At 67.3% G+C, this 23,054-nt stretch carries 15 protein-coding genes; 9 read left to right on the top strand and 6 right to left on the bottom strand.

What is annotated here, in order from left to right; translation table 11 throughout:
- Positions 1-44 precede the first annotated feature (44 nt).
- Together GV792_RS04350 and gltB are read right to left on the bottom strand one after the other, a co-directional pair.
- On the bottom strand, positions 45-1,514 hold the full coding sequence (locus GV792_RS04350; protein ID WP_163822322.1) for a glutamate synthase subunit beta: 1,470 nt from the start codon (positions 1,512-1,514) through the stop codon (positions 45-47).
- Positions 1,507-6,156 (bottom strand): glutamate synthase large subunit, encoded by a 4,650-nt coding sequence (gltB, locus tag GV792_RS04355; protein ID WP_163822323.1) that lies wholly within the window; start codon positions 6,154-6,156, stop codon positions 1,507-1,509. The genes GV792_RS04350 and gltB overlap by 8 nt, the downstream gene beginning before the upstream one ends.
- Positions 6,157-7,282: 1,126 nt before the next feature.
- On the opposite strand from gltB, the gene GV792_RS04360 reads away from it, so the two are divergent.
- Together GV792_RS04360 and GV792_RS04365 are read left to right on the top strand one after the other, a co-directional pair.
- The gene (locus tag GV792_RS04360; protein ID WP_163822324.1) at positions 7,283-9,154 is read left to right on the top strand and encodes a DUF4407 domain-containing protein; all 1,872 of its coding nucleotides are present in this window, start codon (positions 7,283-7,285) and stop codon (positions 9,152-9,154) included.
- Positions 9,155-9,193: 39 nt separating this feature from the next.
- The gene (locus GV792_RS04365) at positions 9,194-10,762 is read left to right on the top strand and encodes an adenylate/guanylate cyclase domain-containing protein (RefSeq protein WP_163822325.1); all 1,569 of its coding nucleotides are present in this window, start codon (positions 9,194-9,196) and stop codon (positions 10,760-10,762) included.
- A 22-nt stretch (positions 10,763-10,784) separates the two neighbouring features.
- Here GV792_RS04365 and GV792_RS04370 read toward each other — a convergent pair whose 3' ends face one another.
- Entirely contained in the window at positions 10,785-12,320 is a 1,536-nt protein-coding gene (locus GV792_RS04370) for an MFS transporter (RefSeq protein ID WP_163822326.1), read from the bottom strand.
- 86 nt (positions 12,321-12,406) lie between these two features.
- On the opposite strand from GV792_RS04370, the gene GV792_RS04375 reads away from it, so the two are divergent.
- The 5 genes from GV792_RS04375 to GV792_RS04395 are packed head-to-tail and all read left to right on the top strand — an operon-like array spanning position 12,407 to position 17,223.
- On the top strand, positions 12,407-12,949 hold the full coding sequence (locus tag GV792_RS04375) for a TetR/AcrR family transcriptional regulator (protein ID WP_163822327.1): 543 nt from the start codon (positions 12,407-12,409) through the stop codon (positions 12,947-12,949).
- Between the two features lie 49 nt (positions 12,950-12,998).
- Entirely contained in the window at positions 12,999-13,898 is a 900-nt protein-coding gene (locus tag GV792_RS04380; protein WP_309138459.1) for a hypothetical protein, read from the top strand.
- Positions 13,895-14,932: a DUF4129 domain-containing protein gene (locus GV792_RS04385; RefSeq protein ID WP_175582928.1), complete on the top strand. Its 1,038-nt coding sequence runs from the start codon at positions 13,895-13,897 to the stop codon at positions 14,930-14,932. The genes GV792_RS04380 and GV792_RS04385 overlap by 4 nt, the downstream gene beginning before the upstream one ends.
- Positions 14,908-15,912, top strand: a complete 1,005-nt coding sequence (locus GV792_RS04390; protein ID WP_175583305.1) for an AAA family ATPase — start codon at positions 14,908-14,910, stop codon at positions 15,910-15,912. Before GV792_RS04385 ends, GV792_RS04390 begins: the two co-directional genes overlap by 25 nt.
- Positions 15,913-15,915: 3 nt before the next feature.
- Positions 15,916-17,223, top strand: a complete 1,308-nt coding sequence (locus tag GV792_RS04395; protein WP_163822330.1) for a DUF58 domain-containing protein — start codon at positions 15,916-15,918, stop codon at positions 17,221-17,223.
- 72 nt (positions 17,224-17,295) lie between these two features.
- On the opposite strand, the gene GV792_RS04400 is transcribed toward GV792_RS04395, so the two are convergent.
- On the bottom strand, positions 17,296-18,099 hold the full coding sequence (locus GV792_RS04400) for an RDD family protein (protein WP_163822331.1): 804 nt from the start codon (positions 18,097-18,099) through the stop codon (positions 17,296-17,298).
- 43 nt (positions 18,100-18,142) lie between these two features.
- Here GV792_RS04400 and GV792_RS04405 point away from each other — a divergent pair, with 43 nt between their 5' ends.
- Entirely contained in the window at positions 18,143-19,141 is a 999-nt protein-coding gene (locus GV792_RS04405; RefSeq protein ID WP_163822332.1) for a stage II sporulation protein M, read from the top strand.
- A 984-nt stretch (positions 19,142-20,125) separates the two neighbouring features.
- On the opposite strand, the gene GV792_RS04410 is transcribed toward GV792_RS04405, so the two are convergent.
- Positions 20,126-20,893: an SDR family NAD(P)-dependent oxidoreductase gene (locus tag GV792_RS04410; RefSeq protein WP_163822333.1), complete on the bottom strand. Its 768-nt coding sequence runs from the start codon at positions 20,891-20,893 to the stop codon at positions 20,126-20,128.
- Positions 20,894-20,978: 85 nt separating this feature from the next.
- Positions 20,979-21,413: a MarR family winged helix-turn-helix transcriptional regulator gene (locus GV792_RS04415; RefSeq protein ID WP_163822334.1), complete on the bottom strand. Its 435-nt coding sequence runs from the start codon at positions 21,411-21,413 to the stop codon at positions 20,979-20,981.
- 186 nt (positions 21,414-21,599) lie between these two features.
- On the opposite strand from GV792_RS04415, the gene GV792_RS04420 reads away from it, so the two are divergent.
- Complete coding sequence (locus GV792_RS04420) at positions 21,600-22,994, top strand: FAD-binding oxidoreductase (RefSeq protein ID WP_163822335.1); 1,395 nt, start codon at positions 21,600-21,602, stop codon at positions 22,992-22,994.
- Positions 22,995-23,054: the final 60 nt, after the last annotated feature.

Consider the following 23,054-nt stretch of genomic DNA (forward strand, 5'->3'; position numbering starts at 1 on the left):
TTGCGCCGGAACGTTCCGGCGCAACGCCCTTCTCGGATATCAGCTCAGCGCTGGGCGACCGCGGTCGGCGGGATGGGCGAAGGGAGAGCGGTCTCACCCTCCAGGAACGTGTCCACTGCCGAAGCGGCGGCGCGGCCCTCGGCGATGGCCCACACGATCAGCGACTGGCCACGGCCCATATCACCAGCAACGAAGACGCCGGGAATGTTGGTGGCCCAGTTCTTGTCACGCTGGACGTTGCCGCGCTGGTCGTAGCCGACGCCAAGGTCGGTCAGCAGGCCCGGCTTCTCGGGTCCGACGAAGCCCATCGCGAGCAGCACCAGATCGGCTTCGAGGGTGAAGTCGGTGCCTTCGACCTTCTCGAAGCGGCCGTTGACCATCGTGACCTCATGCGCGTCGAGGCCGGTGACCTTGCCGTTCTTACCGACGAAGCGTTCGGTGTTCACCGAGAACACGCGCTCGCCGCCCTCTTCGTGTGCCGAGGACACCCGGTACATGAGCGGGTAGGTCGGCCACGGGGTGGAGCTGGCACGCTCCTCCGGCGGACGCGGCATGATCTCGAACTGGTGGATGCTCTCGGCGCCCTGCCGGTGCGAGGTGCCGAGGCAGTCGGCGCCGGTGTCACCGCCACCGATGATGACGACCTTCTTGCCGCGTGCGTGCAGCGGCGGCAGGCCATCGGCGTCGGTGACCGGATCGCCGTGCTGGACCCGGTTGGCCCAGGGCAGGAACTCCATCGCCTGGTGGATGCCGTCCAGCTCACGACCTGGAATCGGCAGGTCGCGGGCCAGCGTGGCACCGCCGGCGAGCACCACCGCGTCGAACCGCTCACGCAGCTCGTCGGCGGTGATGTCGATGCCGACATTCACACCCGTCTTGAAGATGGTGCCTTCGGCCTCCATCTGCGCCAGACGACGGTCGATGAAGCGCTTCTCCATCTTGAATTCCGGGATGCCGTAGCGCAGCAGACCGCCGATGCGGTCGGCGCGCTCGAAGACGGTCACGGTGTGACCGGCACGGGTCAGCTGCTGCGCGGCGGCCAGACCGGCCGGGCCGGAACCGACGACGGCGACCTTCTTACCGGTGAGCCGGGTCGGGTACACCGGGGTGACCCAACCCTCGTCGAAGGCGTTCTCGATGATCTCGACCTCGACCTGCTTGATGGTCACCGGGTCCTGGTTGATCCCGAGCACGCAGGACGCCTCACACGGCGCCGGGCACAACCGCCCGGTGAACTCCGGGAAGTTGTTGGTCGCGTGCAGCCGGTCGATACCGTCGCGCCAGCGGTCCTTGTAGACGAGGTCGTTCCATTCCGGAATCAGGTTGCCCAGCGGACACCCGTTGTGACAGAACGGAATACCGCAGTCCATGCACCGGCTGGCCTGACGCTGGAGGGTCGGGTGGGAGAAGTTCTCCTCGTAGACCTCTTTCCAGTCCATCAAACGCAGCGGCACCGGACGCCGCTTGGGCAGCTCACGCGAGGTGTGCTTCAAAAATCCCTGCGCGTCACCCACGAGCAGCCTCCATAATTGCCTCGTCCACGTCCTTGCCGCTCTTCTCAGCCTCGGAGATAGCGAGCAGCACCTTCTTGTATTCGCGTGGCATAACCTTCACAAAGTGGTTCACCTGCTGCGACCAATCACCCAGGATGCGTTCGGCGACAGCCGAACCGGTCTGGTCGCGGTGCGCGGTGATGATGTCGCGCAGCCAGGTGAAGTCGTCACCGGACAGCGCTTCGATCGCCTCGGCCTGGTCGGGATTGACCTTGGCCTCGAAGGTGCCGTTCGGGTCGTAGACGAACGCCAGACCACCCGACATACCGGCACCGAAGTTGCGGCCGGTCTCACCGAGGATCACGACCTTGCCACCGGTCATGTACTCGCAGGCATGATCGCCGACGCCCTCGACCACCGCGGTGGCGCCCGAGTTACGCACGGCGAACCGCTCACCGACGATGCCGTTGATGAACGCCTGACCGCTGGTCGCACCGAACAGGATCACGTTGCCCGCGATGATGTTCTCCTCGGCGCGGAACTCCGGCGGCGCGGTGGGTGCCGGGCGGACCACCAGGTGGCCGCCGGACAGGCCCTTGCCGACGTAGTCGTTGGCATCGCCCTGCACCCGCAGGGTGATGCCCGCCGGGACGAACGCGCCGAAGCTGTTGCCCGCGGAACCGGTGAAGGTGATGTCGATGGTGTCATCGGGCAGGCCCGCGCCACCGTAGAGCTTGGTCACCTCATGGCCGAGCATGGTGCCGACGGTCCGGTTGACGTTGGTGATCTTGGTGTCGAACTTGACCGGCTTGCCACGCTCGAGCGCATCGGCGGACTGGGCGATCAGCTGCTGGTCCAGCGCCTTGTCGAGGCCGTGGTCCTGGGTCTTGGTGCAGCGACGGTCCTGGTACATGAACGCCGTCTCGACATCGTCGAGGATCGGCGACAGGTCCAGCTTGGCCGCCTTCCAGTGCTGCTTGGCCCTGGCCGTGTCGAGCAGGTCGACCCGGCCGATGGCCTCGTCCAGCGTGCGGAAGCCGAGCGAGGCCAGCAGTTCGCGCACCTCTTCGGCGATGAACATGAAGAAGTTCTCGACGAACTCCGGCTTACCGGTGAAGCGCTGGCGCAGGATCGGGTTCTGCGTGGCGACGCCGACCGGGCAGGTGTCCAGGTGGCAGACCCGCATCATGATGCAGCCCGAGACCACCAGCGGAGCGGTCGCGAAGCCGTACTCCTCGGCGCCGAGGAGCGCGGCGATCATCACATCGCGGCCGGTCTTCATCTGGCCGTCGACCTGGACAACGATGCGATCGCGCAGGCCGTTGAGCAGCAGCGTCTGCTGGGTCTCGGCCAGGCCGAGCTCCCAGGGACCACCCGCGTGCTTGAGCGAGGTCAGCGGCGAAGCACCGGTACCACCGTCGTGACCGGAGATCAGCACCACGTCGGCGTGCGCCTTCGACACACCGGCGGCGACGGTGCCGACACCGGGCTCCGCGACCAGTTTCACGTGAATCCGCGCCTGCGGGTTCGCGTTCTTCAGATCGTGGATGAGCTGGGCCAGGTCCTCGATCGAGTAGATGTCGTGATGCGGCGGCGGCGAGATCAGGCCGACGCCCGGCGTGGAGTGCCGCACCTCGGCGACCCACGGGTACACCTTGTGCGCGGGCAGCTGACCGCCTTCACCGGGCTTGGCGCCCTGGGCCATCTTGATCTGGATGTCGGTGCAGTTGCTCAGGTAGTGCGCGGTCACACCGAACCGGCCGGACGCGACCTGCTTGATCGCGCTGCGGCGCCAGTCGCCGTTCTCCTCGACCTCGAAGCGGGCCGGGTGCTCGCCGCCCTCACCGGAGTTCGAGCGGCCACCGAGCCGGTTCATCGCGATGGCGAGGGTCTCGTGCGATTCGGCGGAGATGGAGCCGTAGCTCATCGCACCGGTGGAGAACCGCTTGACGATCTCGCTGGCGGGCTCGACATCGTCGATCGAGATCGGCGCGCGCTCACCGGACTTGAACTTGAACAGACCACGCAGCGAGGCGAGCCGCTCGGACTGGTCGTCGACCAGCTTGGTGTACTCCTTGAAGATCGAGTACTGCCCGGTGCGGGTGGCGTGCTGCAGCTTGAACACGGTGTCCGGGTTGAACAGGTGGTATTCACCCTCACGCCGCCACTGGTATTCACCACCGACCTCGAGCTCGCGGTGCGCACGCTCGGTGCGGTTCTCCAGGAACCCGATCCGGTGCCGTGCGGCGACCTCGTCGGCGATGTCGTCGAGGCCGATACCGCCCAGGTGCGAACGCAGACCGGTGAAGTACTCGTCGACCAGTTCCTGATCCAGGCCGATGACCTGGAACAGCTGGGCACCGTTGTAGGAAGCCATGGTGGAGATGCCCATCTTGGACATCACCTTCAGCACACCCTTGCTCGCGGCCTTGTTGTAGTTGGCCACGGCCTTGCGGAAGTCGGCGGCATGGTCGCCCGTGCTGCCGGGAACCTCCAGCGCGTTGCGCTCGAGCATGTCCTCGATGGACTCGAAGGCCATGTACGGGTTGATGGCCGCCGCGCCGAAGCCGACGAGCATCGCCATGTGGTGCACCTCGCGGGCGTCACCGGCCTCGACGACCAGTCCGACCATGGTGCGGGTGCGTTCGCGAACCAGGTGGTGGTGCACCGAGGAGGTGAGCAGCAGCGACGGGATCGGCGCCAGCTTCTCGTTGGACTCGCGGTCCGACAGCACGACGATGCGCGCGCCGCCGTCGATCGCGGCCGAGACCTGGGTGTTGATGGCCGCCAATGCGTTGCGCAGACCCTTGCCGCCCTCGGCGACCGGGTACAGACCGCGCACGACCACCGAACGCAGGCCCGGGTGCGAGCCGTCGTCGTTGATGTGGACGAGCTTGGCCAGCTCGTCGTTGTCGAGGATCGGCTGCTCGATGGCGATCTGCTTACAGGAATCCGGACCCGGATGCAGCAGATCGGCCTCGGGACCGATATTGCGCTTGAGGCTGGTGACGACCTCTTCCCGAATCGCGTCCAGCGGCGGGTTGGTGACCTGCGCGAACAGCTGGGAGAAGTAGTCGAACAGCAGCCGCGACCGGCTCGACAGCACCGCGATCGGGGTGTCGGTGCCCATCGAACCGAGCGCCTCACCACCGGTCTTGGCCATCGGCGCGATCAGCAGGTTCAGTTCCTCGTTGGTGTAGCCGAAGATCTGCTGCCGGATCAGCACGCGGTCGTGCGACATGTGCACGTGCGGGCGATCGGGCAGATCGGCCAGCCGGAACACGCCGGCGTCCAGCCACTCCTGGTACGGGTGCTCGGCGGCGAGCTGACCCTTGAGCTCGTCGTCGCCGACGATGCGGCCCTGCGCGGTGTCGACAAGGAACATACGGCCGGGCTGCAGGCGGACCTTCTTGATCACCCGGGCCGGGTCGATGTCGAGCACGCCGACCTCGGAGGCCATGACGACGAGGCCGTCGTCGGTGACCCAGATGCGGCTCGGGCGCAGACCGTTGCGGTCGAGCACCGCACCGATGACCGTGCCGTCGGAGAAGCACACCGATGCCGGGCCGTCCCACGGCTCCATCAGCATCGAGTGGTACTCGTAGAACGCGCGGCGCTGCGCGTCCATGGTCTCGTTACGCTCCCAGGCCTCGGGAATCATCATCAGCACCGCGTGCGGCAGGCTGCGCCCGCCCAGGTGCAGCAGTTCCAGCACCTCGTCGAAACGAGCGGTGTCGCTGGCGCCGGGGGTGCAGACCGGGAAGATCTTCTCCAGCCGGTTCTTGCCCGCGGTATCGGTGCCGAACACGTCGGAGCGCAGCAGCGCCTCACGCGCGCGCATCCAGTTCTCGTTACCGCTGACGGTGTTGATCTCACCGTTGTGCGCGACCCGGCGGAACGGGTGGGCCAGCGGCCAGGACGGGAAGGTGTTCGTGGAGAAGCGCGAGTGGACGATGCCGAGGGCCGATTCCACCCGGTCGTCCTGCAGGTCGAGGTAGAAGGCACGCAGCTGCGGCGTGGTGAACATGCCCTTGTAGACGAAGGTCTGTCCGGACAGGCTCGGGAAGTACACCGACTCACGGCCGACCGCACCCTCACCGGCGCCCGCCTTGCCGAGCTCACGCTCGACCCGCTTACGCACGACGTAGGCGCGACGCTCCAGGTCCATGCCCGACAGCTGCTCGCCGCCGGCCGGGGAACCGATGAAGATCTGCCGGAAGGTCGGCATCGCGTCGCGCGAGAGCGCGCCGAGGGAGGACTCGTCGATCGGGACCTCACGCCAGCCGAGGACCGCGAGGCCCTCTTCCTTGACGATCTTGTCGACGCCGTAGGCGGCGACGGCGGCCTCGCGGCGGGCCTGCGGCAAGAAGGCGATACCGGTGGCGTAGGAGCCCTCTGGCGGCAGCTCGAAGTCGACCACGGCACGGAAGAACCGGTCCGGCACCTGGATCAGGATGCCCGCGCCGTCACCGCTGTTGGGCTCGGCGCCCGCGGCACCACGGTGCTCCAGATTCAACAAGGCGGTAATGGCCTTGTCGACGATGTCACGGCTGCGGCGGCCGTGCATGTCAACGACGAATGCGACGCCACACGCGTCGTGCTCGTTCGCCGGGTCGTAGAGACCGATGGGTCCAGGTGACCTGTGGCCAGGAAGTTGCGTCATGCCTCTGCCTTCAAGAAAGTCGGCCCTCGATTCGGGCGGCCATCGAAAAACGCCCTGTCGAACGCCTCCGTCAAGACTGCGTCCGTACGTTCGGAAAACCAGCCGCGCTGATGGTTCTCTGTACCGATATGCGGCGCTCGCAGGCTCTACGCGGTTGCGCAGGCTTTCACCTTTCGAGCCCGATGCTCACGCCACTGTGGTGCAGTCATGTCTCTAGTTGTCCACCCGCTCCTGTTATGAAGTAGGGGTGCTCGGCAGTAACGGAACGCTTACGTGTTCCTTACCGCCGCGCGGGGTTCGCCCGCTACGGTTGGCACCTGTTTCGGATGCCCGTGCGTGCGTTGGGCACCGAACATTCTGTGTTCGGCGTAAGAGCAAACGATAAGTCAGGACTTGAGCCCAACCAACTTAGGTTTCACTAATAACCAGGCCTAGCTGGGCTTCTTCATTCAGGCCCTCCACGTGTGCGCGTCGTCCAGTGTAAAGCAGCATCCGGGCACTGATCGATCCCGTTCCGCGCAGGTCGGAGGGGTTCTCAGGGGGCTTCCCGGTAGATGAGCGAACGCGCCGTTGCGCTCACACACCCGCTTTCACCTGCATCGAAGCAGATTTCCCCTCGTCGGAGCCGGGCAAACCAATCGTGGTGCGGCTAACTGTTGCGCGGGCCGGTGAGATATTTCCGACAGGGTTGTGACGAGCACAGAACATGATCCGACCGTTCGGCCTGTTTTGCCCGAAGTGCGCTTCAGCACACTTGCAGCAAATGAGACGAGAGTGGTCTTCGCCACACTTCCTGTGCCCGGGCACACGCATGGGTCGATCCGGATGTCGTTGCGCCACCGAGGTCTTCGGCGCGTAGGGCGCTACCTGCGCGATCGGCTCCGGCCGGCGCCGTGCACCGGTCACCGCGTCGATCCGGCGACGAGGATCCGGCCCGTTGTGAAGCTGACCACATCCCCGGCTCCACGCTCGGTGGATCGGCAGCTCGCCTGTCACGCTGTGACAACGAATCCGTGACACTTTCGCCAAGCGCGGGCACCTCGCCATCGCAGGCGGCGGACCGGCCCGGCGCGCGAGATGGGGCCGAGCGCGACAAGGACTCGGACGTAGAGGATGTGGGAATCCCATGACCGTCATCGGCATGCTCACCTGGCTCGGCGGTGCTCACTTCGACGCCCGCCCAGACGACGACAACACTGACAAGCGCCATGAGCGCGGTGGATACGCACTCACCGGTGCGGTGGTCGCGCTGTTCGCGATGGCCGCGGGAGCCGTCACCGCGGTGGCCGGTGCGGCAGCGCACTGGTCGCCGGTCGGTGTGGTGGCCGCAGCCTTGGTCGTAGCGCTCATCGCCGGGGCGGTCGGTAAGGCGCTCGCGACAATCGCCCCCGACTTCGTCCCGTATCGGGAAGGCGAGGCTGCCGACCGGCGTGGCTCGATCGGCCGCGTGGCCGTCGCCGTGCTCACCGGTGTCCTTGTCGCCGAACTCGCCTCGACTGTGTTGTTCGGCGGCACCGTCGACCGGATGCTCGACGAGCGCGCCGCAACGTCGACGGCATCGGTACCGGCAGTGCGTGATGCCCGTGCCGATCTGGACAGCGCCCGCGCCGACCGGACGAACCTGAGTCAGACGCTCACCCAGGCCCAGGCCGATATCGACAAGGCACTGGTCACCGCCCGCTGCGAGTACAACCCCACGCCCGACTGCCCGCAGACCAGGATCACCGGCGTGCCCGGCCGTGGGCCGGAATCACAGACCGCAAACGACATGCTCGACGACGCCCGCGCCCAGCTCACCGCCGCGCAGGCCCGGATCGCACCGCTGGACCAGCGCATCGCCGACGCGCAGACGCGAGTCGACGCCGCCGAGGCCGACGCCCGCGCCGACGCCGACCGTGGGCTCGGCGCGCGCTGGGTGGCCATGCACGACTACACCATCGCCCACGTCGGCGCACTGCTGCTGCGTCTGCTGTTGGTGATCGCGTTCTGCCTGCTCGCGCTGCTGCCGCTGATCCTGCGGCGCTGGCGCGGGGAGACCGCGCAGGACCGGCGACTGGCCGCCGACACCATCCGTGACCGGGCCGAAAGAACCGCCGACGCCGCGATCGCGGTGAAGCGGGCCGAGGTGCGTACCGAGGCCGAACTACTGCGCGCCGATCAGCAGCTCACCGCCGCCCGGCTGGCCGTCGAGGCCGATACCGCGATCGACCGGGAACGCCAGCGCACCCGCGTCATCGCGGCCATCGGCGGTCTCGAGATCGGGATCACCGAACCCTCGCGCCGGGCCCTCGGCGCGGATGCGACCGCCGAACTACCGGCCGGGACCCCGGCCGCCGACCGAAAGGACCCTTCCGTGTCGTACGACGGGATCGCCACGCCGAACCTGCCCGCCCCGGTCGGCGCGAATGCCATCACCCCGGCGCCGAATGCACTCGCACCTGCGGTGCCCGCCGCGGTTCCGGCCAAGGCCGAGCAGGCAGGCGATCGCGGCGGATTGGAGCTGCCGCTGATCGGCCAGGTGCCGTTCACCGATACCGCCGCCCGCTGGATCCGTCCGCTGGTCCCCTCTTTCGTCGCCAACGCCATCGACACCGCGACCCATCCGCTGCGCACCGCGCGTCAGGCGTTCGAAGAGGTAGAAGAGATCACCTTCACGCTGCGCCGCACCCGCAAGGTGACCGTCGATTCCGAGGATTCGGCCGCGCGGCCCACTCCGCAGGTCGGCTACCAGGTGCCCACCGGTTACCAGCTGACGCCCGGCTCGCCCGAGTACTGGCATGCCCAGCGCATTGCCGCCGCGACCGTCGACCCGAATGTGCCGCACTACTACCCCACCACCGACCCGCGCTACTCGACCGACCCGCGCTACTCGGCGCTGCCGCAGGCCTCGGCCACCGGCTACGGGCTGCCGTCGGGATCGCACGATGAACTGCCCGGCCGCCACACACCGGAGCTGCCCGGACCTTCGGGGCCGCGCGAACTTCCGCCTGGTCGCTGAGCGGCTACGCGAACCCCTATGTCCACGCCTGCTCGATCCATGCCCGACAGTCAGCTCACGCCCGCCGCCTTCGGCTCCAAACCGTGGGGTTCGCGGCTGCTCGGGCCGGCGGACGAGAAGTCGGGGATTCGCCGGGTCCGGATCCAGCTGCTGCTGACCATTCCGCTGCTCGGGGCCAACCTGATCGGGATCGCGGTGGCGATCGTGCTGATCGGGTTCGTGCTGCCGGGGCCGACGATCTTCACGCTGCGGCTGCTGCCGCTCAATGCGATCGCCGCCCCGTTGTATGCGGCGCTGGCATTGGTGATCGGCACGTTGTGGGGGACGGTGTCGGGGCTGCGCACGTTGCGCTGGGCAACCGATCCCAACCATGTGCCGACCGAGAGCGAACAGCGCGCGGCCGTGCGGGTGCCGCGGCGGCTGGTGCGGCAGCAGGCGTGGCTGTGGTTCGGCGGGGCGGCGGTGCTCAGCCTGCTGTACGGCCTCGCCGATCCGGCAATGATCCCGAAGATCGTGCTCGGCATCGGGTTCAGTGCGATCGTGGTGTGCGCCAACAGCTACCTGATCGCGGAGTTCGCGCTGCGGGCGGTGACGGCACGGGTGCTCGACGCCGCTCCGGGACGCGCTATCCACAGCATCGGGGTTTTCGGACGCACCATGCTGATGTGGCTCCTCGGTTCGGCGGTGCCGGTAGCGCTGTCGATGGTGGTCGCGCTGCTGTCACTGACCGGTTTCGAGGTCAGCACCGAGCGTATGGCCGTGTGCGTGCTGACCCTCGGCGGCGCCACCCTGGTGTTCGGAATGCTGTTGATGATGCAGGCCTCGGCCGCCACCGTGGCGCCGATTCGGGGAGTGCGCCGGGCGTTGCGTCAGGTGGAGGGTGGCGATCTGAATGTCGCGGTCACCGTCTACGACGGCACCGAATTGGGTGAGCTGCAAAGCGGTTTCAACCGAATGGTGCACGGATTACGCGAACGCGAACAGATACGTGACCTGTTCGGCAGACACGTCGGCCATGACGTCGCGGTCGCGGCGATCGGCAGCAACCCGCGGCTGGGTGGACAGGAATGCGAAGCGGCGGCACTGTTCATCGACATCATCGGCTCGACCACGATGACCGCGACTCGCGCGGCCACCGAGATCGTCGCCATCCTCAACGAGTTCTTCACCATTGTGGTGGACGAGGTCGAACGACAGGGCGGGCTCGTCAACAAGTTCGAAGGCGATGCGGCACTTGCGATATTCGGTGCCCCTGCACCGCTTGCCGACGCCGCGGGCGCTGCGCTGGCCTGCGCCCGCGCGATTCGCAGCAGGCTGGACGCGCACACCTCCGACTTCTCCGCCGCCATCGGTGTCGCCGCGGGACGGGTGGTCGCGGGCAATGTCGGTGCGCATCAGCGGTATGAGTTCACCGTCATCGGTGACGCCGTCAACGAGGCCGCACGACTGTGTGAACTGGCCAAACAGGATCCGGGACTGCTGCTGAGCTCGGCGAGCACCGTCGCCGCGGCCGACGCCGACGAGGCGACCCGATGGAAGCTCGGCGAGTCGGTGGCGCTGCGCGGCCGCACCCAGCGCACCGAACTCGCCCGTCCACGGACGAGTTGAGCGCACCGGGCCGACCGATCACTCAGCTCCGCGCAGCCCGCGAACGGAAGGCCACCACCGCCGCCACCAACAGAATGCCTGCGATACCGACCGAGGCCAGATGGATTCCAGTGACGAAGGATTCGTGCGCCGAGCCAAGCAACGACGCACCCGCCGCCGCCGGTAGCTGCCCGGCCAGATCCGCAACACCGCCCAGCGACTCGACGGCCGTACCGGCGGCATCGGCGGGAAGCGCGGAGACGTCGATGCCATTGCGGAATACCGCCATCACGATGCTGCCGAGCACGGCCACACCCAAGGCGATACCGGTCTCATAGGCGGTCTCCGAGATGGCCGCGGCCGCACCTGCCCGTTCGGCGGGGGCCGAGCTCACCACCAGATCGGACGACACCGTCAGCGCGATGCCGACGCCGGTGCCGATCAGCCCGAAGCCGAGCACGAATGGCGCCATGCCGGTCGCGGCGTCGGCTGTCAGCCACAGGAACAGCGCGGAGCCGAGCGCGGCCAGGGCCAGTGAACCACCGAGGACCGAGGTCGGACGCCACCACCGCACCAGCACGGCGGCCAACAGTGAGCCGACGACGCTGGCGACCATGCCCGGCAGCAGCAGCATGCCGGCCTGCAACGGCGAATGGCCGAGGACCAGCTGCAAGTACTGCGAACCGAAGAACAGCACCCCGGCGAGCGCGAAGACCGCGAGCAGGTTGGTCACCACGGCGGTGCGGAATTGCGGGACCGCGAACAGCCGCAGATCCAGCATCGGCCGCTCCAGTGTCCGCTGCCTGCGCACGAAGAGCACACCTGCGGACACGCCGACCACTGCCGCGACCAGGGTCGCCGGGCTCAGGCCGTGCGCTGCGATTTCCTTGACCGCGTACACGAACGGTACGAGAGCGAGCATCGATAGCACGGCGCTCGGAATATCGAAACGACCCGGATTCGGGTCCTTCGATTCCGGAATGAGCAGCGGCCCGAGCGCGATCAGCGCCAGCATGATCGGCATGTTCACCAGAAATACCGAGCCCCACCAGTAGTGCTCGAGCAGCCAGCCACCCAGCAGCGGACCCGCCGCCGCCCCGCCTCCCGCCATAGCGCCCCAGACTCCGATGGCGAAGGTGCGCTGGCGCGGATCGTGAAACATCGACCGGATCAAACCGAGGGTCGCGGGCATCAGGGTCGCGCCGGTAATGCCTTGCAGCACGCGGGCCGCGATCAGCATCTCCGGGCTGACGGCCCAGGCCGCGAGCAGGGAAGCGAGACCGAATCCGGCGGCGCCGATCAGCAGCAGTGTGCGCCTGCCGATTCGGTCGCCGAGGTTGCCCATGACCACGAGCAGACCGGCGAGCACGAACGAGTAGACGTCGATGATCCAGAGCAGCTGGGTGGTGCTCGGCGCCAGATCGGCGCTGATGGCGGGCACCGCGATATCGAGAACGGTGGCGTCGACCGCGAGTAGCAGCAGCGCCAGCGCCAGTACGGCCAGGCCGATCCAGTCCCGTGTGGTGGCGCGGGGTGGGGTGTCGCGCAGGTCGGGGCTGATCCCCGTGGTGATGTCCATGATCCTTCTCGACTTTCGTCGCGAGTCGTTAACCGTCCAGACGGTATAGTACTAAACATTACCGTCCAGCCGGTACAGTTATTCCCGTGACTGCCACCACCCGCGATCGCATCCTGGACGCCCTCGAGACCCTGCTGCTGGACAAAGGCATGTCCCAGGTGACGCTCGGGAACGTGGCCGCCGCTGCGGGCGTGTCCAAGGGCGGCCTGCTCTATCACTTCAAGAGCAAGGACGCGCTGCTCGCCGGTCTGGTCCGGCGGCTCACCGACCGCGCCCGCACCCAGCTCGACGATTCGGTCGCCGCGGGCGGTTCGGTGGCCGAGTGGTACCTGCAGATTCCGAATACCGACTCCGCGGACGAAGCGCTCGAACTCGAGCTGTATCGATCCATGCTTGCCACCATGCGCACCGTCGACGCCACAGCGGGCCCGGAGACAGACGCCGTCCAGCAAGCCCTTGCCGAGATGATGAACTCCTGGTCGGACGGCCTCGACGCCGAGATCGACGATCCGGTGCGCGCGGATCTGGTCCGGCTGGTCGGTGACGGGGTCTACCTGCGCGCATTGCTCGGCCTGCCCCCGATCGACCCCGAGCGGTACCGCCGGCTCGTCGAGCACCTGCTGCGCTGAGCACGTCATCACCCAGCTCCGAACTCACCGACCGGTTAGACTCGGCCGCGTGCCACCAGCCGAAACGGCCGGTGCCGTCGGGGCGGGGAACGATCCGGTGCCGGGGTCTCTCGGAACGACGGTGCCGATCCGTCCGATGACGTTCCGCGAACTGCTCGATACGCCGTTCGCGCTCATCCAATCGTCGATCCGCCCCCTTGCCGGGTTCGGCGCGACCCTGTTGCTCGCAGGCGAGCTCGTCATCGCCGGGGTGACGGCCGGAGTCTCGCAGCTCACCGGCAATGCCGACGCCGCAGTCGCCTGGGCGGTGGTGCTCAGCACCCTGGTCTGTGCCTGGCTCATTCGCTTCACGCTGCGCGGGATCACCACCGCGATCGGAACAGCCACGGTGGCGGGCGCACCGATCGGCTGGCGCACCGCATTACGACGATTCGGAGCGCGGCTTGGCCCGCAACTGCTGTTCGGATCGCTGTTCACCCTGGTCGGCGTCACGCTGCTCGGTGTCGGCGCCCTACTGATCATCACGTTCCCGTTCGCGGTGCTCTGGCTGGCCTGGCTGCGCGGCAAACGTTTCGTCGCCATGCCGGTGATATTCGCCGAGGGCGCGCGGCACCGGGATGCCGTGGCGCGATCGAAACTGCTGGTGGACGGGGCGAATTGGCCCACGGCCCTCCTGTGGCTCAGCGTCCGGGCGCTGCTGGTCCTGATGGCGCTGCCGCTGCTCGGCATCCCGTGGCTCATCTCGGATTTCTCCGGAACCCATCGTTGGGCGGTGATCATTCTGACGACCTCGGCGGTGCTGCTGATCGTCGCGTTCGGCGAGATCGTCGAATCCGCCACCCGCGTTGTCACGTATGTGGATCGCCGCTGCCGCCGCGAAGGTATGGACATCCGGCTCCCCGCCCCCACCCGGCAACCCGTGGTCGAGGGGGCATCGTGGCCGACATGAACAAGCCCGAGGACGGGCAGGCACCACAGCCGCCATTGCTCGGCTCTGCCGCAGATCACCGGGCCGCCGCCGAATCCGCGCTGCAACGCCGCGATTACGACCTGGCTCTGCGTGAGCGTTTCCGGGCCACACTCCGCGGGCTCGAACAGCGCGGCATGCTCGAGATCCGCCGATCCCGAACCGCGGCGGAGACCGCTGACGATGTGACCATCGCAGCCGTGCCGGTGGAGCACGCGGACGAGTTCCGGCCTGCCGCACACAGTTTCGACGAGGTCGTCTACGGCGGCAGGCGCGCGACCGAGGACGAGTACCGCAGGCTCGAATTCGTCGACCAGTTCTCTGCGGCCGCGCCACCACCGGTGGCCGGACCGCGCGAGGTCGAAGCCGCCGAGCGGAAAGTACGCACTCGCCGCACGCTGCCGCCGCTGCCGGATCTGCTGCGTGACCCGAAGTTCTGGGCCACGCTCGCCGCCATCGCGGCGCTCGTCCTGCTGCTGTGGGCGGTGCTGCAGTCGTGCGGTGCACCGGATGCTCCCCCGCCACCGGAGCTACCGCCGCCGGTTCGGCCCGAACCCGATCTTCCCGACGATGTCGACCCCGACTTCGGCACGGGCTCGGATTCGATCTTCGAACGTCTGCCCGCTCCGGTCGCGTTCGGCGGGCTGCAGTTCCTGATCGCCGGCGCCCTGCTGGTGTGGTGGCGAGCCCGCCGACGCGGTGCGCTGGTCGGCGAGCCGCGCCCGGTCGAGGTCACCGCCAATGAGCTGCTCGCCGGGCAGGCCGCACTGTACCGGCGCTCGGGCGACCACGAATACGTCGCGGCGAAGCTGCGCGCGGCCACGCTGCGCCGCGTCAGATCGGCGCTCGGGGTCACCGCCGACACCGCACCGGAACAGGTGGTTGCGGCGGTCACCGCACGGACCGGGGCGGACTCGAACTGGGTGCATGCCGCGCTGTACGGTCCGGTGCCCGATGAACCCACCTTGGAAATGGTTGCCGCGCAACTCGAATGGATCGAAGCGGAGGTCTCGTGACCAGCATTGACACCAGCAAAGCCCCGAGCGCCGAGCAGGCGGCGGCCGCGTTCGCGGCGCTGCGCACCGAGATCGGCAAGGCGGTGGTCGGCAACGACAACGCCATCATGTATCTCGTCCTCGCGCTGCTGTGCCGCGGGCATGTGCTGCTCGAAGGCGTGCCAGGCGTGGCGAAGACGCTGCTGGTGCGCGCGCTGGCCACCGCGCTGGACCTCGAACACTCGCGGGTGCAGTTCACCCCGGATCTCATGCCGGGTGATGTCACCGGATCGCAGATCTACGACCCGCATACCACCGAATTCACCTTCCGGTCCGGCCCAGTGTTCACCAATCTGCTGCTGGCCGACGAGATCAACCGCACCCCACCGAAAACCCAGTCCGCGCTACTGGAGTCGATGGAAGAACGCCAGGTCTCCGTCGACGGCACACCACGCCCGCTGCCCGACCCGTTCGTCGTGGTCGCGACCCAGAACCCGATCGAACAGGAGGGCACTTATCCGCTGCCCGAGGCGCAGCTGGACCGCTTCCTGTTCAAGGTCGATATCCATCTGCCCGAGCGCGAGGACGAGTTCCGCGTCCTGCAACGGCATGCGGGCGGTTTCGATCCACGCGACCTGGCAGCGGCGGGTCTGCGACCGGTCGCCGGTCCCGCGCATATCGCCGCGGCCAGAGCCGCGATCGGCACTGTCACGATCAGTCCGGAGGTGCTGGCCTACATCGTCGACCTTTGCCGGGCCACTCGCTCCGCACCGGCCGTGCAGCACGGCGCGTCCACCCGTGGTGCGACCGCGTTGATGGCGGCCGCGCGGGCGTTCGCTTGGTTGAACGGGCGCGGATTCACGACACCCGACGATGTGAAAACCGTTGCGGTGGCGGTGTTGCGGCATCGGCTGCATTTGCGTCCGGAGGCCGAGCTGGACGGCGTGACCGCCGAAGGGGTCATGCGGTCGCTGCTGCTCGCGGTCCCGGTTCCGGTGTAGGCCGTGGTCGTCACCGGCCGGTTGGCCGCCGCCGCCGCGGTGGCGGCGCTGTTGGTCACCTTCGTGCTGCCGTCCTGGCTCGGCGTCGCGGTGGTGAGCGCGCTGCTGCTGGTCGCGGTACTCGTCGACCTCGGTGCCGCGGGCAGCGCCGGATCGCTGACGATGACCAGGGACCCGTTGACGGTCGTGCGGCTCGGGCGCAGCACCGAGGTGGAACTCGTCGTGACCAACACCGGCGCGCGCACTGTGCGCGGTGTGCTGTGGGACGACTGGCCCGGCAGCGCGCACGCGGTCGGCCGCACCCACCGCATTGCACTCGACCCCGGCACGCTCTCTCGCTACCGCACCACCCTGACGCCCATCCATCGCGGTGACCGAGTCGCCGGTCCGATCACCGTCCGCGCGATCGGACCGCTCGGGCTGGCCGGGCGCCAGACCCGGCACACCGTATCCGCACGGGTACGCGCTTTGCCACCGTTCCGCAGCGAACGGCTGCTGAGCTCGAAAGTGAAACGGCTGCAACATCTCGAGGGCCGCAATGTGGCGAATATGCGGGGCCAGGGCACCGAATTCGATTCGTTCCGCGAGTACGTCGCCGGTGACGATGTCCGCACCATCGACTGGCGAGCCACCGCCCGTGCCACCGACGTCCTGGTGCGCACCTGGCGCCCCGAACGCAACCGGCACATGCTCATGCTGCTCGATACCGGCCGGGTCAGCGCCGGACGGGTCGGTACCGGCGGCGCCGACGGCACCCGCCTGGACGCGAGTATCGAGGCCGCGCTGCTCCTCGGCGGGCTCGCCGCCGCGGCAGGCGATTCGGTCGATCTGCTCGCCTTCGACCGTCAGGTACGCGCCGAGGTGCGCGGCATCGGCGGCAAACGTCTGCAACTGAAACTGATGCACGCGTTGGCCGGTGTGACCCCAGCCCTCGTCGATACCGATACCGCCGCTCTGGTGCGCGCGGCCATCGACCGCACCCGCCGACGCGGCCTGATCGTCTGGTTCACCACCCTCGACGGTGCCGCGGTCGAAGAGAACCTGCTTCCGGTATTGCCGGTGCTCGCCCACCGTCATCGCGTACTGATCGTCTCGGTCACCGACCCGGAGGTCGCCGCGGCCGCCACCCGCCGCGAGGCCCCCGGCGACCTCTACGGCGCGGCCGCCGCGGAATCGCTGCTCGCCGAGCGCGCGCTGGTCAAGGAGTCGCTGCGACGCAAAGGTATCGATGTGGTGGCCGCACCGCCGGATCGCTTGCCCGAGGCACTTGCGGATGAGTATCTGGAGCTGAAGCAGTCCGGCGGCATGTAGGTGCCGGTCCCTGGCGATGGGCGCCCAGTGGGACCGCGGCGGATGACACCGACCGCGCCGGCACGCGGACGGCTAGCGAACGGCCACCGAATTCGCCGCCCAGCCGATGGCGGGCGGTGCGGTGATCGGCGCCGTCAGCGCGCGACGCTGGCGTTCGGCCATGATGCTGCCGAGGATCTGCGGCGGCGGATAGTTCCCCGGTCGCGCGATGCCGAGGCGGGTGCAGACGGCGTCGGCGAGCGCATTCCCGAGTTCGACCTGGGCGGCCGGGGTGAGGGTGCGGATCCGGGTCAGGTACCGCCGGACCGCCAGTGCCAGATCATCGGGCAGGGCAGTCGGGTCCTGCCGGGTGGCCCAGTCGGCCAGCCAGGGTGGCGGTACGGCGAGCGCGGGTATCGGCAGCCGCTGCTGGCTGTAGACGACGACGGTGCCTGCCAGCACATCGCCGACGCGGCGCGCGTTGGGTGAGCACAGTGAGGTGATCATGGCGATGGCGCCGAATCCGCCGAGCATCCAGAAATCGACGATGGCGCCCGCAAGGCCACGGGTGAGCGCGTGCCGGAAGTCGGTGGGGCCGCCGTCGGCGCGTACCACCCGCAGCCCGAACATCAGTTTGCCGAGAGTACGGCCGCGGCCGATGGTCTCACTGGCGACGGGATAGCCGACGAGCACGATGATGACGGTGGACAGCACCGCGGTGGCCAGCCATGCCGAGTCCAGATCGCTGGGCAGCAGGACCGCGACGATGCCGAACATCAACATCCAGCCGATGATCAGCTGTAGCACCACATCGACGAGAAACGCCGCCGCCCTGGTGGGTATGCGCGCGATGGGCAGCTCCAGGGCCACTGCTTCGCCGGTGGTGAACTCAGCCATGTCGCCTAGCATTCTTCCCAGAGCGGGAGTGGGAGGCAACCGAATGGACGTGGACGCATACAGCTACGCGCATCGCGGGTCCTGGAACCGGCTGGATTTCTTGGCCCGTAAGGGCAAACTCACCGGTGCCGAAGCCGACGAGCTCGTCGCGCTATATCGGCGCACCTCCCAGCAGCTGGCCCGTTTGCAGACCCACAGCCCCGACCCGGAATTGGTCGCGGGCCTGAGCGCGGTGCTGGCCAGGGCCAGGGCGAAGGTGCTCGGCACCAGGGCCGACACCTGGTCGGAGATCGGGCGCTTCTTCACCCACCGCTTCCCGGTCGCGGTGTATCGCGCCTGGCCGTGGTGGGCGGCGGTGGCGGCGGTATTCATCGTGGTCTCCGCGGGTATCGGCGGATGGGTGGCCGAGTCCGATTCGGCGCGTTCGGTCCTCGGCATTCCGAAGAACACGGAGGCGGTCACGGCGCCGGGTGGCGCATTCGAGACCTACTACTCCGAACATGCGAACGAGGCGTTCGCGGCGCAGGTGTGGACCAATAACGCCTGGGTATCGGCGATCGCTTTGTTCACCGGTGTGCTGATCCTGCCCGCGGTGTATCTGCTGTTCATGAACGCGCTCAATCTCGGTGTCACCGCGGGCCTGATGGCCGAGGCCGGGCGTCTCGACTCGTTCTTCGGTTTCATCCTGCCGCATGGGACTCTGGAGCTCACCGCGGTTTTCGTCGCGGGTGGTGCGGGGCTGAAGCTCGGCTGGACCCTGGTCGATCCGGGTCGGCTGAGTCGACTGGAGGCGGTGGCGCGGCAGGGCCGGGCGACCGCGACGATTGCGCTCGGACTGGTCGGGGTGCTGCTGGTGGCGGGGCTGCTGGAGGGTTTTGTTACGCCGAGCGGGTTGCCTGCGCCGCTGCGGATCGCGATCGGGTTCGCGGCCGAGGCACTGTTCCTGCTCTACGTGCTCGGCGCGGGGCGGCGGGCGGCGCTGGAACGGGACCGCTATGAAACCGACCAGCCGGTAGTTGACGCGGTTATCTCGTCGCGATAGCCATCGCTGAGCACACGGTGAGCGATCACGGTTCGGGCAACCGGTAGCTACGCCAGGAATCGGATTGGTGAAGAACTCCCCCATTTGAGTTCCGCTGGCCGCAGCGAGTCGTGCTCAGCTGCGGCCAGCGTTGCCGTTGACTCTACACAATCGTTATGCCCGTGCAACCCTCCACGCGGGCGTCGAGCGTATAAAGCAGCTCACTGGCAAACCCATGTGAAGACCTCGTTTTTCACGGTTCCAGCTAACTCACAGCGGTCGATGTGAACCGCGATTTGGTCCTTTCATCTGCAATTGCATTTCGTTTTTCGAGGTCACAGACCCGCCTCTACAGGACACCCTCAGGCGGTTAGCCACGCCGCCTCGTCCACTACCGGTCGGTACTCACAACAGGCCCGTCTACCTGGGGATTTCCTGTGGATAATGGGGATAGCTGAACGAACTATGAACCGAAAGCGACCACAGGTTTGTTTATAACGGAACAAACACGATCAACATCATGCAGTGGTGGTCCTACAAGTACTCACACACAGTTAACCGGCGGGTTATCCGGTCACGAAAACGCCCGCCAAGGACAAGCCGGCCGGCATGGATCAGCAGCGTCAGGGCTACCGAAATCGGTGCTGTGATCTTCGCCTCATTGGCGGGTCACACGGGTGAATCGGACAGATCAGGCGGTGTCCCATCGATTCGAGCAATGCCGATGACAGCCCTCGTAAGAGCTTGCCGCTCTTGGTGATCAAGACAGGAATCCGTGGATGATCAGCGACGGCAGCACACCGTTCGCTCGCACGCCACCGGTTTACCGCGTCGGCCCACCTCGGCCGGGCATTCATATCCGGGGTTAACAGTATTGAGGCATAGGCGATTCCGAGCCGCTCGACGCGATGGCCGCATGAGTGGCGTCCGTGATCGCATCTGGACGGCCGACGTCGGCCGGCTCGGCAATCCGCGCGGCCCGCCGCGTCCTGACCGCGCGGCGACTTACATGAGTGCGCCGCCGTCGACCCGGATCTCGGTGCCCGTCATATAGCGGCCGTCATCGGAGGCGACCATCGCGACCACACCGGCGATGTCTTCGGGGCTGCCGAGCGCGCCGCCGTTGAGCCAACCGGTGAGGCGGGCGAACAGGCTCGGATCGAAGCCCTCGGGCTGCTCCAGGATCGACTTCGTGGTGATACCGCTGGTGATGCCCGCGGGCACGATGTTCACCGCGCGCAGGCCCTGCTTGGCATATTCGAGCGCGATGGCGTGGGTGAAACTGGCGACACCGCCCTTGGACGCGGCATAGGCCGCGAGGTAAGGGGAGCCCTGGAAGGCGGCGGTGGACGACAAGTTGACCACCACGCCGTGCCCGGATTCCAGCAGGGCGGGCAGCGCGGCCTTGGTCATCAAGAAGGTGCCGGTGAGGTTTACCCTGATGACGGTCTCCCACGCATCGATCGGCATCTCGTGGGTGCGGGCGGGGCGAAGAATGCCGGCGGCGTTCACCAGCACGTCGAGCCCGCCGAGGAACTCCAACGCCGAATCGGTGCCGGTACGCACGGATTCCGGATCCGCGATATCCAACCGAACCGTCCGCAGCCGATCGGCGGCGTCACCGGCCTTGTTCGCGGTCGCGGCCAGGCCGGGCTCATCGATGTCGACGGCGACCAGTTGGGCCCCCTCATCGAGCAGTCGCAATGCGATGCCCTGTCCGATACCCGATCCGGCACCTGTCACCACCACCCGGCGGCCGTCATATCTGCGCATACCAAGAATTAGAACAGGTTCCGATCGGGGGTCAACCCGCTTCAGCGATTTCAACCGCGCAAAACTGGAACGCGTTCTACTGCGATCAGTAGGACCCGTTCAGCGCCTGCGCCGCCAGGCGAAGAAAACTCATCACCGCCAGCTGCTCAGTCCGGGACAGACCCGTGAACGCGGGCGCGAGTCGAGCGCCGAGATCCCGATATGCCTCGGTGATGAGTGTGCGTCCGGTATCGGTCAGGCTCACCAGGATGCGCCGGCGGTCATGAGGATGCGGTGCGCGGCTGATCCACCCGCGGTGTTCGAGCCGGTCCACCAGTTCGGTGACCGATGCGGTGGTGACACGCAGTCGTCCGGAGAGCTCAGTGGGCGATTGTGGGCCATCGACGAACAGGTGGCCGAGCGCGACGATATCGGTCACCGCGACGCCGCCGATCGCGGCAGCGCGCTCGCCTCGATAGACGTCGACCCGGCGGACCAGCTCTCGTATGGCCAACGCCAGTTCCATTTCGTCGCCCGCCATAGTCACTAGATTACCTTGCCACTAGGGAACCTAGTGAAATAGGATGTGCTGCGTACCACATTCTCAGCGTCGAGCGTGTGCGGGAGCCAAGCGCACCGCCAAGGAAGTCGGTGACGCGGCGGGGAGTCGGTGGCGGTGCCACGGCTCGAATACCAGTGGGTCGGGGCCACGTGGCTGGAGAAAGCTATGACGCAAACAGTGCGCTCCGATCTGGGAGCTCTGCGATCGACGATCAGCGGACCGGTATTCGGTCCCGACGACGCGGGCTATGACACCGCGCGCGGACTCTGGAACGGTGACATCGACCGGCACCCTGCCGCGATCGCCGGATGCCTGACTGCCGAAGACGTGGCAACGGCCCTGTCCTTCGGCAAACAACACGACCTCGAGATCGCCGTACGCGGTGGGGGCCACGCCTTCAGCGGATCCTCGGTCGTCGACGACGGGCTGATGGTGAATCTCAGCGGGATGAACCGCGTGGTGGTCGATCCCGAGGCCGAACGCGCCACCGTCGGCGGCGGGGCGACGATGGCGGATATGGATGCGGCCACCCAGGCCAACGGCATGGCGGTACCCGGCGGTGTCATCAGCCACACCGGCGTCGGCGGCCTGACCCTCGGCGGCGGCATGGGTTGGTTGACGCACAGCTTCGGCCTGACCATCGACAATCTGGTCGGCGCACAGGTCGTACTCCCGGACGGCAGCATCGTGCATGCCTCCGAGAGCGAGAACGCCGACCTGCTCTGGGCGCTGCGCGGTGGCGGCGGCAATTTCGGGGTGGTGACGGAGTTCGAGTATCGGCTGCACCGCCTCGGACCCGAGATCCATTTCGGGCTGTTCTTCTGGGACCACTCCGCTGGCGCCGACATGCTTCGGATGTGCCGTGAGTTCATCCCCACGTTGCCCGAGCGAGCCGGCGTACTGATGGCACTCGGCCTGTCCGCGCCACCGGAGCCGTTCGTGCCCGAGCAATTCCACATGATGCCCGGCTATGCCCTCCTCGTCGCCGGTTTCGGTACCGCCGAGGAGCATGCGCGGATGGTGGCGCCGATCCGCGACGCACTCACTCCGTTGTTCGAATTCATCACCCCCATGCCCTACACGGGTTTGCAGAGCCTGCTCGACAACTCCGCCCCCTGGGGCATCCTCGCGTATGAGAAGGCCTTGGATATCGACGAGCTATCCGACGAGGCGATCGCGATCCTCACCGAATACATCCCGAAGACGTCCTCACCGCTGTCGTTCATGCCGTGCTTCTCTCTCGACGGCGCGTTTACCACGGCAGGCGGCGACGACACCGCGTTCGGTGGCGCACGTACCCCACATTTCGTCTGCAATTTCGCGGCGGTGGCCCCGGATCCCGAGCTGTTGGCCAAAGATCGGGAGTGGGCGCGGGCCGGCTACGACGCGCTACGACCGCTGTCGTCCAACGCGGGCTCGTACATCAATTTCATGGCCGAACCCCGTGAGGATCTGGTGCGTACGTCCTACGGTGACAAGTACGCGAAGCTGGCCGGGCTCAAGGCTCAGTACGATCCCGGCAATCTGCTCCATCGCAATGCCAACATCAAACCCGCCTGACCCGGGAACGAGAAAGCCGCAGATCAGATACACAATCTGATCTGCGGCTTTCCCGCATTT

The organism is Nocardia cyriacigeorgica (assembly GCF_010868145.1).
GTDB lineage: Bacteria > Actinomycetota > Actinomycetes > Mycobacteriales > Mycobacteriaceae > Nocardia > Nocardia cyriacigeorgica_D.

Coding starts and splice junctions, on each gene's coding strand:
- gltB (WP_163822323.1), bottom strand. CDS start 6,156: ATGACGCAACTTCCTGGCCACAGGTCACCTGGACCCATCGGTCTCTAC.
- GV792_RS04360 (WP_163822324.1), top strand. CDS start 7,283: ATGACCGTCATCGGCATGCTCACCTGGCTCGGCGGTGCTCACTTCGAC.
- GV792_RS04365 (WP_163822325.1), top strand. CDS start 9,194: ATGCCCGACAGTCAGCTCACGCCCGCCGCCTTCGGCTCCAAACCGTGG.
- GV792_RS04370 (WP_163822326.1), bottom strand. CDS start 12,320: ATGGACATCACCACGGGGATCAGCCCCGACCTGCGCGACACCCCACCC.
- GV792_RS04385 (WP_175582928.1), top strand. CDS start 13,895: ATGAACAAGCCCGAGGACGGGCAGGCACCACAGCCGCCATTGCTCGGC.
- GV792_RS04390 (WP_175583305.1), top strand. CDS start 14,908: ATGGATCGAAGCGGAGGTCTCGTGACCAGCATTGACACCAGCAAAGCC.
- GV792_RS04400 (WP_163822331.1), bottom strand. CDS start 18,099: ATGGCTGAGTTCACCACCGGCGAAGCAGTGGCCCTGGAGCTGCCCATC.
- GV792_RS04405 (WP_163822332.1), top strand. CDS start 18,143: ATGGACGTGGACGCATACAGCTACGCGCATCGCGGGTCCTGGAACCGG.
- GV792_RS04410 (WP_163822333.1), bottom strand. CDS start 20,893: ATGCGCAGATATGACGGCCGCCGGGTGGTGGTGACAGGTGCCGGATCG.
- GV792_RS04415 (WP_163822334.1), bottom strand. CDS start 21,413: ATGGCGGGCGACGAAATGGAACTGGCGTTGGCCATACGAGAGCTGGTC.
- GV792_RS04420 (WP_163822335.1), top strand. CDS start 21,600: ATGACGCAAACAGTGCGCTCCGATCTGGGAGCTCTGCGATCGACGATC.